The organism is Palleronia caenipelagi (assembly GCF_007004065.1).
GTDB lineage: Bacteria > Pseudomonadota > Alphaproteobacteria > Rhodobacterales > Rhodobacteraceae > Palleronia > Palleronia caenipelagi.
Genome location: NZ_VFSV01000032.1, coordinates 20106 through 34773 on the forward strand (window position 1 = coordinate 20106; position 14668 = coordinate 34773).

13 protein-coding genes and 2 pseudogenes are annotated in these 14668 nt (G+C 61.5%); 11 read left to right on the plus strand and 4 right to left on the minus strand.

What is annotated here, in order from left to right:
* Positions 1–16 precede the first annotated feature (16 nt).
* The gene (locus FEV53_RS14805) at positions 17–508 is read left to right on the plus strand and encodes a FadR/GntR family transcriptional regulator (protein WP_342778303.1); all 492 of its coding nucleotides are present in this window, start codon (positions 17–19) and stop codon (positions 506–508) included.
* 146 nt (positions 509–654) lie between these two features.
* Positions 655–1359, plus strand: a pseudogene (locus FEV53_RS14810) (IS6 family transposase).
* 77 nt (positions 1360–1436) lie between these two features.
* Here the strand turns inward: FEV53_RS14810 and FEV53_RS14815 are convergent.
* Positions 1437–1592: pseudogene (locus FEV53_RS14815) on the minus strand (IS6 family transposase); the annotation flags it as partial.
* 282 nt (positions 1593–1874) lie between these two features.
* Positions 1875–2189 carry a hypothetical protein gene (locus FEV53_RS20945; protein WP_185962232.1) on the minus strand — a complete coding sequence of 105 codons (315 nt, stop codon included), beginning with the start codon at positions 2187–2189 and terminating at the stop codon, positions 1875–1877.
* A gap of 48 nt (positions 2190–2237) precedes the next feature.
* On the opposite strand from FEV53_RS20945, the gene FEV53_RS21250 reads away from it, so the two are divergent.
* Together FEV53_RS21250 and FEV53_RS21255 are read left to right on the plus strand one after the other, a co-directional pair.
* Positions 2238–2804 carry a glycosyltransferase gene (locus tag FEV53_RS21250; protein WP_221931626.1) on the plus strand — a complete coding sequence of 189 codons (567 nt, stop codon included), beginning with the start codon at positions 2238–2240 and terminating at the stop codon, positions 2802–2804.
* A gap of 191 nt (positions 2805–2995) precedes the next feature.
* Entirely contained in the window at positions 2996–3529 is a 534-nt protein-coding gene (locus FEV53_RS21255) for a phosphotransferase (RefSeq protein ID WP_221931627.1), read from the plus strand.
* Here the strand turns inward: FEV53_RS21255 and FEV53_RS14830 are convergent.
* Together FEV53_RS14830 and FEV53_RS14835 are read right to left on the minus strand one after the other, a co-directional pair.
* Complete coding sequence (locus tag FEV53_RS14830; RefSeq protein ID WP_142835587.1) at positions 3474–4706, minus strand: sigma-54-dependent transcriptional regulator; 1233 nt, start codon at positions 4704–4706, stop codon at positions 3474–3476. The genes FEV53_RS21255 and FEV53_RS14830 overlap by 56 nt on opposite strands.
* A gap of 24 nt (positions 4707–4730) precedes the next feature.
* Positions 4731–6107: a sensor histidine kinase gene (locus FEV53_RS14835; protein ID WP_142835588.1), complete on the minus strand. Its 1377-nt coding sequence runs from the start codon at positions 6105–6107 to the stop codon at positions 4731–4733.
* Positions 6108–6308: 201 nt separating this feature from the next.
* Here FEV53_RS14835 and FEV53_RS14840 point away from each other — a divergent pair, with 201 nt between their 5' ends.
* The 7 genes from FEV53_RS14840 to FEV53_RS14870 form a co-directional block, all read left to right on the plus strand.
* Positions 6309–7865, plus strand: a complete 1557-nt coding sequence (locus FEV53_RS14840; protein ID WP_142835589.1) for a response regulator — start codon at positions 6309–6311, stop codon at positions 7863–7865.
* The gene (locus FEV53_RS14845) at positions 7849–9072 is read left to right on the plus strand and encodes a glycosyltransferase family 4 protein (protein ID WP_185962234.1); all 1224 of its coding nucleotides are present in this window, start codon (positions 7849–7851) and stop codon (positions 9070–9072) included. The genes FEV53_RS14840 and FEV53_RS14845 overlap by 17 nt, the downstream gene beginning before the upstream one ends.
* Entirely contained in the window at positions 9072–10232 is a 1161-nt protein-coding gene (locus tag FEV53_RS14850; RefSeq protein WP_142835591.1) for a glycosyltransferase family 4 protein, read from the plus strand. Before FEV53_RS14845 ends, FEV53_RS14850 begins: the two co-directional genes overlap by 1 nt.
* A complete protein-coding gene (locus tag FEV53_RS14855; RefSeq protein ID WP_142835592.1) occupies positions 10229–11992 on the plus strand; it encodes an ABC transporter ATP-binding protein in 1764 nt (587 codons plus the stop codon). The genes FEV53_RS14850 and FEV53_RS14855 overlap by 4 nt, the downstream gene beginning before the upstream one ends.
* A complete protein-coding gene (locus tag FEV53_RS14860; RefSeq protein WP_142835593.1) occupies positions 11989–13230 on the plus strand; it encodes a phosphotransferase family protein in 1242 nt (413 codons plus the stop codon). Before FEV53_RS14855 ends, FEV53_RS14860 begins: the two co-directional genes overlap by 4 nt.
* On the plus strand, positions 13220–14377 hold the full coding sequence (locus tag FEV53_RS14865; RefSeq protein WP_142835594.1) for a phosphotransferase: 1158 nt from the start codon (positions 13220–13222) through the stop codon (positions 14375–14377). Before FEV53_RS14860 ends, FEV53_RS14865 begins: the two co-directional genes overlap by 11 nt.
* A gap of 30 nt (positions 14378–14407) precedes the next feature.
* The coding region (locus FEV53_RS14870) for a transposase (protein ID WP_142835595.1) at positions 14408–14668 on the plus strand (261 nt) is incomplete at its 3' end.

Genomic DNA, 14668 nt, shown 5'->3' on the forward strand with positions numbered 1-14668 from the left:
CGAGCGCGCGCGGGCGCTGCTTGGCAATTATTTCTACTTCCAGAACCTGACCATCGATGACATCTACCAGCTCCGCCGCGTGCTGGAACCTGAGCTGGCTGCGACTTTGGCGGGACATGTGCCCGAAGATGTCCTTGCGCGCCTCGAAGCGAACCTGGCCGCCTATGCGCTGCCAGCCGCGACGCCGGAGGAGGAGCGCGCGCAGCACGTCGCGTCCCTGCGGTTCCATGCTATTCTGGCGGAACAGTCCGGCAATCCCCTCCTCGGCTTCGTCATTGATTTCATGGTCAAGCTCCTCTCGGATCTCACGGTCTATCGCAGACTTTACGAGCCGCAGAATCTGGAGCTCTGGAAACAGGGGCTCGACCATCACCGACGCCTTATTCTTGCGCTACGCTCGGGTGACTCCACCGCTGCCCGCAGCACCATGGCGGATCACATGGAAATGGCTTGTACGCTGATGCGCGCTCAGGAAGCCATCATGGAGCACCGGTTTCTGTCGGATTAAAGGGCTCAAAGATCAGTGGTTGGCTCCCGCTTTGCGATGATTTTTCGCAGACCGGTCAATGACATGGTCTGTCCGGCCCGCGTATATGCAGCTGGCCGGCACCGTAAAGTTAAGGCGGTGATCGGTGAGATATGCGATCTGGCAGCATGACCAGGACCGACCTCCATCGCCGCCATCGATTCCCGCCGGACGTGATCGCTTAGGCAGTTTGGCTGTACTTCAAGTTTCCGCTGAGTTTGCGAATGGTTGATGACCTGCTGGCGGCGCGCGGGATCATCGTGTCGCACCAGACTGTGCGGGCCTGGGCGGAGAAATTCGGTCGGCAGTACGCCAGAAAGATCCGCGAACGGTCAACCGGGCAGATGGGCGACAAGTGGCACCTTGATGAAGTTGTGGTTAAGATCCGGGGCAGGAAACACTGGCTCTGGCGCGCCGTAGATCAGGAAGGTTTCGTCCTTGATGTCCTCGTCCAGAGCCGCCGGGACAAGAAGGCCGCCAAGCGTCTTCTCCGCAAGCTTCTGAAAAGGCACGGCGTTCCCCGTGTCATGATCACCGACAAGCTGCGGTCCTATCCGGCGGCGAAGAAGGAGATCGCGCCGGGTGTCGAGCATCGATCCCACAAAGGCATTAACAATCGTGGCGAAAACTCTCACCAACCGGTGCGACGAAGGGAGCGGATCATGAAGGGCTTCAAATCTGCGGCGCACCTACAACGCTTCGTCTCGATCCACGACCCGATTGCCAATCTGTTCCAGTTGCCCCGCCATGAAATGACCTCCGAAGAATTCCGCGATCTCCGTAAAACTGCAATGGACCATTGGTGGTCCATCGCAGACATCGAGGTCGCTTGATCAAACGGCCAACCTTCAACTCAACTAAACCAAGTTAACTTTACGGTGCCGGTTCAACCATTTCCGAACGGCTTCCCGGCTTCCCGGCTGACGATGACGCCTCGCTCGGCGAGCAGATCCGCTACATCCGCCGTGCTCAGCGCGAACCGATGACAGGCCCAAACGGCGTAGACGACGACTTCACGGGGAAAGCGGTAGCCCTTCAGGCGCGGCATCTCAGTTGGTATGTTCATCGTGACCGGCTAAACACCCTCGGGTGCGTCTGCAAGTTGGCAATCCCTTTGGGACAGCTTTGGGGATCTGAACAACGGATGGATTCTGGTCCATCGTAGCCATTAAGGAGCGAAGATGAACCAGAAACCTACCACATTACTTGCTGTGTGATATGCCCCATCTGGCGCGGTGTCTCACCTGCCAACCTTCTGCTGCCGCGTTAATATCTCCGATAACAGGTACGTTCATACGGAATGGATTCGGAGATGACAGCCAGTATTGCTTTCTTTGCATCGGCTCGTTCAGGGCTCGGCCATTTGCAGCGCATCGGGAATATCGGTGCTGCGCTGCGAGCCTGTGGTTATGATGGTCATCTCAGCTTGCTTTGTAACGCCGAGGCAGACGCTGTCGATCTGATGACCTTCGACCGCGTTATCGTGACGCCCCGGGAACAGATGTCGAAAGTAGCGGGAGAGAGCGGCACAACCCTTGCGGTGTCGGACATGATGATTGTTCCCGGGATCAAACATGTCGGCAAGCATCGTGTTTTGATACTCCGCGAGACGCCAGCGGAGCGGCTTCATCGGTTCTTTGGCGGTGAGAGTTGCTGGAATCATGTGCTTGTTCCCAATCCATCCGACCACTGGAGGCCACCAGTTGACTTGATGCCTCCCGAACGCGTTCACCCTGTCGGGTGGATTGCGCGACGGAACTGTCCACGCCAGAGAAATGATGAACGGATCGGCGTCCTGCTCGCCACCGGCGGCGGCGGAACTGCGGAGACCCGCGCGTCATTGTACCCAATGCTGTCGCAGATTCTGAGACTGGCGCGTGGCCGGACCCGGTTTTTGGTGCATCAGGCTGTTGGTCCGCGCGCTCGGGGGGAGGTGCTCGACGAGGCGGACGCGCTTCTGGACCCGGGATCGCGCTTGGACCTTCTGTTTCGCAGAGCAGACGTGGTCATTTCCACTGCGGGCTACAACTCTGTTCTGGAGCTGGCGGGGACTGACACCCCCACTCTGCTGGTCGCGATTCCAAGGAGTTACGATGATCAGCAGGCCCGTGTGCGCCAATGGGGCCCACGTCTCGGCCACGGGGTGGAACCCGGAGAAGAGCAGGCGGCCGCGAACTGGCTGGCAGAGCACGTCGCCCGTCCAAAGCGTCGCTCACCGGTGGATCTGGGCCCCGATGGAAGCGTCGCGGCGGCCAAAATTCTCTGCAGGCTCGCATGACGGACTTCGTCAAGCACTTTGCGGACGCATTTACGGCGAAACAGATCGCTTCGCGCAGCATGTCTCTGCGGGCACAGGGCTTGATCACTCCCGCTGCCCGACCGGATGGTTGCGCGGTCAGGTTCGACCGGATCGATGGGAAATCAGGCCTTTGCCTGAGTCGGATAGATCCGATCCGATGGCTTCGGCCTTTGAGCGCATTGCACCGTTGCACGCTTCCGGGACTGTGCCGGCTTGATCCCCAGCTCCGCATTCGGCCCCGTCTCCATCACCTGACCTCCCAAGACATCGCCGAAGCTTTACACGCGCTGGGTCGCCTACCGACCAAGGGCAATGCGCTGTTACACGGTGATATGCATCTGGGACAGATGATTGACGCGTCGGATGGGACGGTCTGGCTGATTGATCTGGACGATCTTTGTCTCGGACCTGCCGAGGCAGATCTGGGCAATCTGATCGCCAATCTGGCCACGCAGGCGCAGCTGGGAGACAGTTTTGCCAAACGCCTCGCATTCTGGCGCCGCGAGGTTGAGGCGGCCTGGGCGAAACTGGTGGAACCGGTCTGCCCGGACATCCTCGAGCGCTACATCGCGCTTGCCCTGATCCGGCGGCATCTGAAATTCCGCGAGGCCGGTCGTCCCGATTATGAGGCCGAGATCGTCGCCTGGATCAATCCCGTTGCAGCTCGAATTTCTCCATCCGGTAGCGCAGGGTATCCCGGGTGATGCCGAGCATTTCGGCTGCTCGGGAGACATTACCGCCGGTCTGTGCCAGAGCTTTGCGGATGGCTCCCAGTTCAAGCTCCCTGAGCGTCGGCACCGGATCAGTGGCTGGATCAATTGTTGCCGAAAATGGCCGGATATGCGTAGCTTCGATCGTGTCCGCTTCACGCATGAGCATCGCGCGCTGGATACAGTTGACCAGCTCCGCAACATTCCCCGGCCAGTCATATTCAAGCAATTTCGCCCGCGCTCCCGAAGACCAGCGGGGGCGGGACTGGCCGGCCGCGCGGGCCAGTTGACGAGCGACAAAATCGGCGATCGGAAGGATATCCGCGGTTCGCTCCGAGAGGGCCGGGACATCGATCCACCCCACCTGAAGCCGAAACAAGAGATCCGGGAGGAAATCATTACTGCTAAGATGCGCGTTGGCCGTGGCGATCAGGGCGGGCGCAGCCGCTGATCTGTCGAGCAGGCGCAGCAGACTGGCCTGCGCCACCCGTTCGAGCTGACACACATTGCACAACAGGAGCGTTCCACTCTCTGCCGCGCGCACAGCTTCGGTCAGGCTCGCGGTGGCATTCTCGTCAAGCAACGTGCAATCGACGCGCACCTGCGTGCCACTCAGTGGGGTGCTTTCGTGTAGTGCCGTGGCGATCAGCTCTTTGCCACTGCCCGGCGGGCCGACAATCAGCACACCGGGGCGCGGTTCGCCCGATAAGACGGCGGTGGCGAGCTGCTTCACATGTTTCCGCAGCGCATTTGCGGCCGATGAGCGTCCAATAATCCGACCCACGCCTACCGGATCCAGCCCGGCGCCCATGTCATCCAGCATCAGGTCTGAGGCAAGTGCCGCAATTGAGGCGAGAGAGGCGGGTTTGGTCAGAAAATCACGTGCACCGGCTTTCATCGCCTGTACGGCCACCGAGACATCCCCATGGCCCGTCATCATCACAATCTGAACCCGGTCATCCCGCTGTTGCATCCAGCGCAGCAACTCCAGCCCGTCATCCGTGTTCAGCTTGTAGTCGAGGATCACCATGCGCGGAATCTGTTCCTCAAACATGGCACGGGCCGAGGATGCATCGACCGCAAACCGCGCTGGAAAGCCACGTCGCTCCAGAAAGGCGACGATAGACCGTGCCAACACCGTTTCGTCTTCGACAACCAGAATATCACTCATCGTTCATTACTCGTCAGTCATACCTTACGCCCTTGCTGGTAAAGTAAGAACCGCTTCGACGCCACGCTCACGTCCGTTGCGCAGATCGAGCGATCCGCCCAGCCTTTCCGCGATCCGCCGACCCAGCGCCAGCCCGACCCCCAGTCCTGACGCTTTCGAGGTCTGGAAGGGCGTGAAGATCTGGTCAAGTTGCGCTTCGCTCAGGCCCGGGCCGCTATCGGCCACGGTCACTGCGATCCTGCCTCCCGGAGCCGGGGCCCACCCCACGTGGATGGTCCCCCCCTCCACCATGGCTTCGACGGCATTTGAAAGGATCGTGCTCAGCACCTGTTCAATTTCCGCAGCGCCCCCCTGAGCAACCGAGCTGCTCTCGTTTCGTTCGACGACGACAGAAATGCCGCGCCTGCGAAATTGCGACTCGAAATTGCGTAGACACTTTTCGATGATGAGACTGATATGCGCGCTATCTCCGGCCCCAGCCGGGTCGCTGCGGGTGCGCAGGAGAAACGAGCGGATCCACGTTTCGAGCCGGTCGACCTGATCAATGATATCGTGGACACTCTCCCGACTGTGATCGGGCAGGTCATCCTCGGCCATGAGTTCTGCGCAAGACCGGACCGCGGCCAGCGGATTGCGGAGGCCATGAGCCACGGCCGATGCCATCTCACCCACGACCGCCAGCCGTTCGGTCTCCACCAGCCGGGCTTCCTGACGCCGCAGGATGCGCGCAGAATACAGGACAACCATGAACAGTCCGAAAAACAGAACGCCCCCGGCGACGATTGCGCCCAGGCGCGCGAGATTGATCACCCGGTGGATTGATGCGAGCAGGCTGGCCGGGGCCTTATAGACTTCGATAGCCCCGACAACGGCGGATTGGTCGGCTGACCAGATCGGGATATAATACTCGATATACTCCGCCACGCCTTCCGGCATAGCAACGTGGTGTTCTTCCTTAAGGTGGTCTTCAATCGTGCCAATTTCTGGATGAAGCTCGCCCTGCATTGCGGCATCAAGCTCGGCATTGTCGGTAAATACGCGCCCAACCAGTTCCTTGTCTGTTGACCAAAGAACCCGGCCATCATGGGCGTAGACGTTCGCCCGAAAGATATCAGGCATATGCGACACATGGGCGATGAGCTCCTTCGAACCGGGTTGCTCGTTGTCGTCAGGAGGGTCTTTGAGGAAGTAGCCTGTGGAATTCTCGACCTGAACGATGGCGTTGAGAAAATCCATGGAGACCTGCGCTTCGCGCATCAACATCTGGCGGGTCATGAAGTTCGCCAGGGACGTCGAGAGGATTGCGGTAGTCGTAAAAATCGCGATCAGGCTCGATACGACGAAGATCGCCAAAACCCTGCCGTAGTGAGGAGATTCGCGGAGTGAAAGGGGGCCAGACATATCGCTCACTTCGATTGCGGGTCGCGTGTTGCGCGTCTGACAGAGCGTACCTGGTGACAGAGGCCCCGACAATCCGGGCGGGATCCCCGAGGCTGGGGGATATCCCCCAAATTGTCTGGGGGACAGGCCCCAATCCAACCCTTGCGGTCCATCGCCCACCTTCGGCTACCGTGGCAAAAATCCCGCCAGAAGGGATAAACCATGACTCGTGTTTTGTTGTGCGAAGATGAAGCTCTGCTGGCCCGGAATATCAGCCTTGCGCTCGCAAAGACCGGGGTTGAGGTGCGCCATGCGGGATCGGCCAGCGAGGCTCGTGCGGCGCTGAAATTACCTCACTGGGACCTCGTGATTGCCGATATTTCTCTCGGCAATGGCGACGGTATCGACCTCTTGTTTGAGGCCCGGGACCATTTGCGCGATACGCCAGTGATCATCATTACTGGCCAGGACAGCATCGCCAACCGGCTGCGCGCCGAGAGCATTGCGGCTGTGACCTTTCTGGCCAAACCCTTCGCCCTGTCGCGCCTTCGGGAACTGGTCGCCGCTTTCACCCGCGGGCAATCCGGCACCATGCAGCCCGCCCGCCACGCTCCTTCGGTGGTGATGTATTCTCATGACACTCTGGGGCTGGGGCATATGCGCCGGAACTCCGCGATCGCCCGGTCATTGGTGGCGCGGATTCCCGGAGCATCGGTCCTGATGCTGGTGGGTTCCCCGGCGGGCATGGTATTCGAGAGTGCGCCCGGAATTGACTACGTAAAGCTGCCGTCTCTGGCGAAACTCGGGCGCGGGCTGTTCGGGGCTGGTAGCTTGCGCCTCGACAGCGACGCGATCCGTCGATTGCGCATGAGCGTGATTGACGGTGTGCTGAATAATCTACGCCCCGACCTGCTTCTCGTAGACCACGAACCGGCCGGTGTCATGAACGAGCTTGAGCCCGCTCTGAGGCGTCTGCGTCTGGAGGGCCGGACCCGTACCGTTCTGGGCTTGCGCGACATCCTCGACGCCCCCGAACGCATTGCACGGAGCTGGCAGGAAAACGGAACGGCGAGGATTATTTCCGAGCTGTATGACGACGTACTAGTCTATGGCGATCCAAGTTTCTTCGACACTGCCTCCGCCTACAACTTACCCCCCAGAACACGGTCTTGCGGCGTGGTGACGACGACACGCCGGACCTCCCCCAGACCATTTGGCCGCCCGCCGCAGCGGGTTCTCGTGTCAGGTGGCGGCGGACGGGATGCCTATCCCCTGATCGATGCAGCGATCACGGCTATGGTCGAATTACCGTCGGCGCAACGACCGGCCATGACCATCGTCACCGGGCCTCTGATGGATGAGGAGTTGCAAGCGGAAACACTGGCGCGCTCGGCGCCGCTCGGCATTCTGGTCCACACCCATGTCCCGGATCTCACCATCGAGATGGCGCGCTCGGATCTTTTGATCACCATGACCGGATATAACTCCATCAACGAAGCGATGGCACTCGGTTGCCCGATCGTCACTGTCCCCCGCCTCGGACCTTCTGCAGAGCAAAGCATTCGCGCCGAAAGGCTTGAGACACTGGGATTGGCGCGCGTCCTGCATCGCGAAGCCTTGTCTGGGCGAGCCCTCGCCAGGTTCCTGACCGGTGATCTCCCACCTCCGCCCGCCATGAAGCTGCGGTTGGATGGCGCCGAAACTGCCGCGAAAAAACTGCAAAAGCTCCTTGAACAGAGCCCTTTCCCCCGAGAGGTCGCCTATGTCGCCCAGCCCTGACAGCCCGCGCATCGCCTATGTCCTGAAGCGTTTTCCGCGGTTTTCCGAGACCTTCATCCTGAATGAACTGCTCGCTCATCAGGCCACAGGGGCGGAGCTGCATGTCTTCTCGCTCCGCCAGCCGCCCGAAGAACCGCGCCACGAGCGGTTCTCAGAACTGAGGGCAGAGATCACATATCTTGATCAGCATAGGGGTGAAGGCGTCGCCGCAATCCCCGGTGATGATGTGCTGTTTTCCGGCAAGACAGAGCGGAGCGTAGAAAAACTCAGGGCGCAAGCCCGAGCGATTTCCGAAGCGGCGCAAGCGCTCGGGATCACGCATCTGCACGCCCATTTCGGGTCGGACGCAACCACTGCCGCTCTTTTAGCTGCACGCAAGATGGGTGGGACATTTTCATTCACCGCACACGCCCGGGATATCTGGCACACCTACGTCACCCCGGAAGCGGATGACGCCATGCGGCGTGCAAAGCTGGCCGCAGCAGCCTTTACTGTGACGGTGTCGGATTATAACGCCCGCCATCTGCGCAGCCTCTGCCCCGCAGCCGCCTCCCGGATCCTGAGGCTCTACAACGGCATCGACCTGCGCAGTTTTGCCCCAGTTCATCCGACGACACAGCGCCCCGGCACGCTCATCGCGGTCGGTCGTCTGGTGGAGAAAAAGGGCTTTGCCGATCTGATCGAAGCCAGTGCCTTGTTGCGGGACCGGGATCCGAGTTTTGAACTGGATATCATCGGCGACGGTCCCTTGCAGGCGGAACTTCAACAACGGATCGACATGCATAAACTGAACAGCCAGGTCCGGCTTTGTGGTCCATTGCGGCAGGAAGACCTGATCGAACGCATGTCGCGCGCGCAGGCGGCGGTGCTTCCTTGCGTGGTCACGCCCTCAGGCGACCGCGACGGATTGCCCACAGTTCTGCTCGAAGCCATGGCGCGCGGATTGCCCGTGATCACCACGGATATCGCAGGTGGACCCGAGATCGTGGAGGATGGCGTGACGGGGCTTCTGTGTCCTGCGAATGCGCCCGACCTGCTGGCCAGGGCGTTGGCGACGGTGCTCAGCGCTCCCCACCGCGCGATGGCTATGGGTGCTGCGGGTCGTCGGCGGGCCGAACTGCTCTTCGACCTGACGACCAATGCAGGCCGCCTGCGCGCCATGCTGGCCCACCCCCATGCTGCCAAAAGTCCTGAGGAGGTCGCCTGATGCGCATTGCATATGTATCGGCTGACCGGGGCATTCCGGTTTACGGGGCAAAGGGTGCCTCAATCCATATTCAGGCGATGATGCGCGCCTTCGAGGCGCTTGGACATGAGGTGCGGTGCATCACCGCCCGGTCAGGCGGCGAGGGGCCATTCTCAGTTGAAACGGTATCCCCGTCTCAATCGGGCGCTGACCGTGAGGCTAAGGAACGCGCGGCCATGGCTCAGGCCGAGGCTATTGCTGAGCGGCTGGAAACGCTGCATTCGGACTGGTCTTTCGACTTGATTTATGAGCGCTACTCTTTGTGGTCCGCGGCTGGCGTCAGGGCAGGCGCACGGTTGGGCGTGCCTGTGGCGGTCGAGGTCAACGCACCGCTGATCGACGAGCAGCGCGCCTTTCGAGAGCTGATCTGCGAAGCGGAGGCCCGGGCTCTGGAGAGCGAGGTTTTACGGGGCGCCAGCCTGCTGGCCGCCGTTTCGGAACAGGTCGCGACATGGCTCCGCCAGCAAGGCGCGGGAGCCGACCGAGTGCAGGTGATCGGCAATGCGGTGGACACACGCGCGTTCCACCCGGGCATCGAGCCCAATGCGTCGGTGCCAGACGGAGCTTTTTGCGTGGGCTTTACCGGGTCACTGAAACGGTGGCACGGTGTGGACACGCTCCTGACCGCGTTCCGGGCGTTGCGCGCGGACGTGCCCGAGGCTCACCTGCTCGTCGTTGGCGACGGCCCGAAACGCGGTTGGGTCGAAGGTTTCGTCGCCGGGGCAGAGTTACAGGACAGCGTGACGCTTACGGGCTGGGTCGATCACCACGATCTCCCTCCGCTGATTGCGCGGATGGACATTGCAACGGCACCCTACCCGGCATCCGAAGATCACTATTTTTCCCCGCTGAAGCTCTATGAGTATCTGGCCATGGGGCGCCCCGTGGTGGCGAGCGATATTGGCCAGACCTCCGCGCTCCTACAGGGCTCGGACGCAGCACAACTTCTGCCTCCGGGAGGTGCAGAGGCCCTGGCCCGTTGCCTGCGGGAGCTGGCCAAGAGCGCCGGGGTTCGCGCCCGAATGGCTGCGGCCAGTGCTGCCGAAGGTCGTCGTCACGATTGGATCGACAATGCCCGGGCTGTCCTCGACCATGTCGCAGCGCGGAGGTCGGCGGCATGAGCCGGGACCGGGTCAATCCGAAAACCCTGCGCCGGTTGTTCCGCCGCATGGGTCCGCATCTTCGTCCCTGGCGTGGACAGCTCATACTTGCTGGACTAGCGATGATTGGAGTGGCGCTCGCTGAGGTCGTCCGGCCATGGCCATTGAAGATCGTCTTTGACGGGTTGCTGATCCCGCAGGAAAATCCCGACGCAGTGACCGCATGGTTCGTGGGATTATTCGGCTCCGGGAATGGCTTGCTGGCCGCAGTTGCGATCGGCTTATTGCTGATCGCGCTGATCGGGGGAGCTGCGGGGTTTGTTCAGGCCTATCTGATCGCCGCTGTGGGTCAGAAGGTCGTCGCCGCGATCCGGTTCGACCTGTACCGCCACATCCACCGGCTGTCCCACAGCTTTCACGACACCGCATCCACCGGAGACATCATTGCACGACTGACAGGCGACGTGCGGATGATGCGGGATCTCCTGATTGATGCGATGGTGTTCTTTGCTGCGAGAATTCTGGTGATCGCGGTGACCATCGGTGTGATGCTGTGGATGGACTGGAGGCTGACGCTGGTGGCTCTGACCATCCTGCCGCCCCTGTGGTTACTGACGCGCCATTTTGGCACCCGGATCAAGGGAGCTGCACGCAAGCAACGGCGCAAGGAGGGCAAGATCGCAGTGGTCATGACCGAGGGCATCTCGGCGATCAGCGTCGTCAAGGGGTTTGCCCGTGAAGCCTATGAAGAGGAGCGGTTTGCCCGTCAAAACGGTGCCTCGGCCGAGGCTGGCGTGCGCACCACAAAGCTTGCCGCTCATATGGACCGGATATCTCAGGTATTGCTGGCCGCGGGGACGGCGATGGTCCTGTGGTACGGCGTCTACAGGGTTCAGGCGAACGCGATCAGTCCCGGCGATCTGCTGGTCTTCACAGCCTATCTATCGACGCTCTACAAGCCCGTTCGCAAGATGGCGTCAATGACGGCGCGGGTCGCCAAGGCCAGCGCCAGTGGCGAACGTTTGTTGGAAATCTTCGACCTGAAGCCCGGTGTCGAGGATGCCCCGAATGCCCGCGTCGCCCCACCGCTCGACGGTCTAGTGACCTTTCAGGACGTCCGCTTCGCATATAAGGAAAATGATCCGCCGGTTCTGCGGGACGCAAGCTTCACCATCCGTCCCGGTGAAATTGTCGCGCTGGTGGGGGGCAGTGGCGCGGGCAAATCCTCGGTCGCCAAGTTGTTGATGCGGTTTTATGATCCCAATGGCGGACAAATCTCCATCGATGGATATGACATCCGGGAATTCACTCTGGATAGCCTCAGGAGCAACATCTCCGTGGTCTTGCAGGATGCGGTGCTGTTTGGAGCGAGCATTCGCGATAATATCGCCTATGGCCGTCTCGGGGCATCTGACGAAGAGATCTTCGCAGCCGCCCGGGACGCCGGGGCCGACGGCTTTATCCGGGCCCTGCCACAAGGCTATGATACCACCCTTGGTGAACGGGGCGAGACGCTCTCGGGCGGCCAGCGCCAGCGGCTGACGATTGCCCGGGCTATGCTGCGGGATGCGCCAATTCTCATCCTGGATGAGCCACTGACCGGTCTGGATCGTACCACGGCGCGGGCGCTGGTGGGTCACCTGCGGACCGCAGCCGAGGGACGGGCAACGCTGCTGATCGCACATGATCCCTTGTCACTGGAACTGGCCGACCGGGTGCTTATGCTCGAGAATGGCAGCTTCACCAAACTGGACCCCAATCGGCTGGAGATACCCGCGTGAAACCGCAGGCCGTCGCCATCTCCGACGCTTTGGCCGCCTTGCCGGATCTGCTGCGACGCGGCCCGTCTCCTGATGCCCTGCGTTCTGTCACCGGGTCAAAGGCGCCCCCGATCCTGCAGCGGACCCTGTTCTCCGACCGCCGCCCGTTGCAGCTGGTCTACAGACAGGGGAACCAGACCGTGATTGCAGAATATCATGGCTCGGCAGCAGAGGCTGAGGCCGATGCGCTGCGAAGTAGTCTGGCTAAGAGCCGCCGTGGTCTCCGCGCGATGCTGGACGCAGGCGCGGTCGTCGCCGATCCGGAAACGGGACTGATCCTGCGACGGCCCGGTCTGGACGCGCGTTTACCGGGGTTGAGGTTGCTCCATGATACCGATGCCGCCCGTGCGCTCTTGACCCGGATCGAAGGTTCCGATCCCGGTGCGGTTACGACGACGCTCATGGCCCATCGACTGGGCAAACGCGCAGTGATCCGGCTCACGCCCGCGACGGGTCCGACCCGCTATCTGCGCCTGCGCGCGGTCAAGAGCCGCACGGGTCAAACCGCCTTTGACCGGCATCGCGCGCTCTGGGCTGCGGCTCGGGGCTCCGCGGCGCTTATTCTGCCGGAGCCACTGGGCGAAGAGGCTGCACTGGGCGCCACGCTCTTTGCCGCATTGCCCGGTGCGCCGCCGGGCTTCGACGGCCCCGGAGCCGGGCAGACCTGCCGGGCGATCGCCGAGGCCATTGCATCTCTGCAAGCTTTGCCGCTCACAGGCTTGCCGCATCATGACGGAGCCGCTGAGGCCCGGCTGCTCCGGGACTGGTTCGGCAGGTTTCAGATTGTTTTCCCGGATGACGCCGCTGATTTGGCCCTTGCACTGCAGCAGGTGACAGATGCCCTCATGACGCACCAACCTGCGCCCGTACCCTGTCACCGCGATCTGCACGAAAAGCAGATCCTCATTGATGGCCCGCTGGCCGGGCTTCTGGATTTCGATACGGTCTGCCTTGGTGCACCTGCGATGGATCCGGGAAATCTGTTGGCACATCTCGCTCTGGCCGACATTCTCAAAGAATCCTCTGGCCACGCCGAGGCAACCATGGCCGCCGCGCTCACGGGCCCGGAGGATAGCTCTCTCAGGTTGTGGCGTCGCGCCGCTCTGTTGCGGCTTCGCATGATCTATGCTTTTACGGACATGGCGGCGGCCCATCTGAACGCTCTCCTCCAAGCCGCCAGCCTGCCCCATGATCAATGACCCCAACCTGCCTGCTCTCGGGGATCTCTCTGGCGATGCGCTGGAGCGCATGACCGGCCGAAAAGACCTCCGCTTGCTGCGCCTGCGTTACCGCAAAGGCCAGCGCGCTATTCTTCATGTGGGCAGCCCCGAAGGCGAAGGCGTCGTTTGGTTGTTCGCGGGCGGCAAGGGTCGTCGTATCGCCCGGCGCAACCCGTCTGCTTATTTCGATCCGGAGAGTGGCGCAGTCTTTGAGGACTTTCCAAATGACCACCGATTGCCAGAGATTGCCGCACTGATCCGCGAATGGCCTGAGGTCGCTCCCCAGTTGATCGGCGGTCCCGCCGTTGGAGGGTTGGACCTGCTCCGTTACCGCCCGGGCCTCTCTGCGACGCTCCGTTGCGTGCGAGCAGATGGTCGTGTGGCTTATGTCAAAGTGATCCGGGGCGAGGATGTCACCGCCATTGCCACCGCCAACCGGCGCCAGGTCGGCCAGTTGACCGGGACAAAGCTGGAGATCGCCCCCGTACTGGGCACCGCACCGGCTCTCAGAGCGATCGCGTTTGCCAGTGCAAAAGGGGTGCCGCTGGACCAGCTCCTGCGCGAGGCGAAGGGGTTGGCGCAACTCGGAACTGTGCTTGACAGGCTCGCGTCCCTGCAACGCCAGCCAGCTGTCAGCACACGGGTCAAAGATGCGACGCATCTCCACCAGACGGCACGGGAGGCTGCCGAGGTTATCTGCACAGTGTTTCCGGATCTCTCAGACCTCACCTTCCGTCTCCTCGCAAAGCTCGATACCTTGCCGCGACCCGAAGGAAGTACCCAGATCCATGGCGATATTAAACTTGAGCACATCTTCACTGACGGCGACCGTGTAACGCTCATCGATACCGAAACAATGGCGCTGGGTCCGGCTGATTACGATCCGGCGATGCTCTCGGGTCGTATTCGAATGGCCGAGGCAGAAGCCCGCATAGCCCCGCAAGTCGCAGCAAAAGCAAGGTCAAGAATTGCTCAGCGCGCCGGGCCGTGGTTCGAATGGTGTGCCGTCGTCGTTGGTCTGCGGCTGGCCCGCTATTATGCCCAGCATCCCGAAGCCAGATCTTTTGCCCGAGCGAGCGATCTTATGAGAAGAGAGGTGGTCGCGGGATTTCGGACCGGGTGCTAATCTGTAGTGTCTGAGGAAGAACGCACAGAAATGACGAAACGGAAACGCTATTCGGCAGAGTTCAAGGCGAAGGTGGCTTTGGAAGCCATCCGCGAGGAGCTGACGACGGCCGAGCTGGCCAAGAAGTATGACAGCCACCCTACCATGATCAGCGGCTGGAAACGGACCGCGATTGAGAACATGGCACAGGCCTTCACCGGCCAGGCGACCGCGGAGCCGACGATATCGGCGGCAGAGGTCGGAAAGCTGCACGCCAAAATCGGGCAGCTGGTCGTGGAACGGGATTTTTTG

What these genes read in the sequence shown, in the direction of transcription:
- FEV53_RS14865 (WP_142835594.1), top strand. Translation starts at nt 13,220, where the DNA reads ATGATCAATGACCCCAACCTGCCTGCTCTCGGGGATCTCTCTGGCGAT.
- FEV53_RS14830 (WP_142835587.1), bottom strand. Translation starts at nt 4,706, where the DNA reads ATGAGTGATATTCTGGTTGTCGAAGACGAAACGGTGTTGGCACGGTCT.
- FEV53_RS14845 (WP_185962234.1), top strand. Translation starts at nt 7,849, where the DNA reads ATGTCGCCCAGCCCTGACAGCCCGCGCATCGCCTATGTCCTGAAGCGT.
- FEV53_RS14855 (WP_142835592.1), top strand. Translation starts at nt 10,229, where the DNA reads ATGAGCCGGGACCGGGTCAATCCGAAAACCCTGCGCCGGTTGTTCCGC.
- FEV53_RS20945 (WP_185962232.1), bottom strand. Translation starts at nt 2,189, where the DNA reads ATGATTCCAGCAACTCTCACCGCCAAAGAACCGATGAAGCCGCTCCGC.
- FEV53_RS14840 (WP_142835589.1), top strand. Translation starts at nt 6,309, where the DNA reads ATGACTCGTGTTTTGTTGTGCGAAGATGAAGCTCTGCTGGCCCGGAAT.
- FEV53_RS21250 (WP_221931626.1), top strand. Translation starts at nt 2,238, where the DNA reads ATGCCTCCCGAACGCGTTCACCCTGTCGGGTGGATTGCGCGACGGAAC.
- FEV53_RS14850 (WP_142835591.1), top strand. Translation starts at nt 9,072, where the DNA reads ATGCGCATTGCATATGTATCGGCTGACCGGGGCATTCCGGTTTACGGG.
- FEV53_RS14835 (WP_142835588.1), bottom strand. Translation starts at nt 6,107, where the DNA reads ATGTCTGGCCCCCTTTCACTCCGCGAATCTCCTCACTACGGCAGGGTT.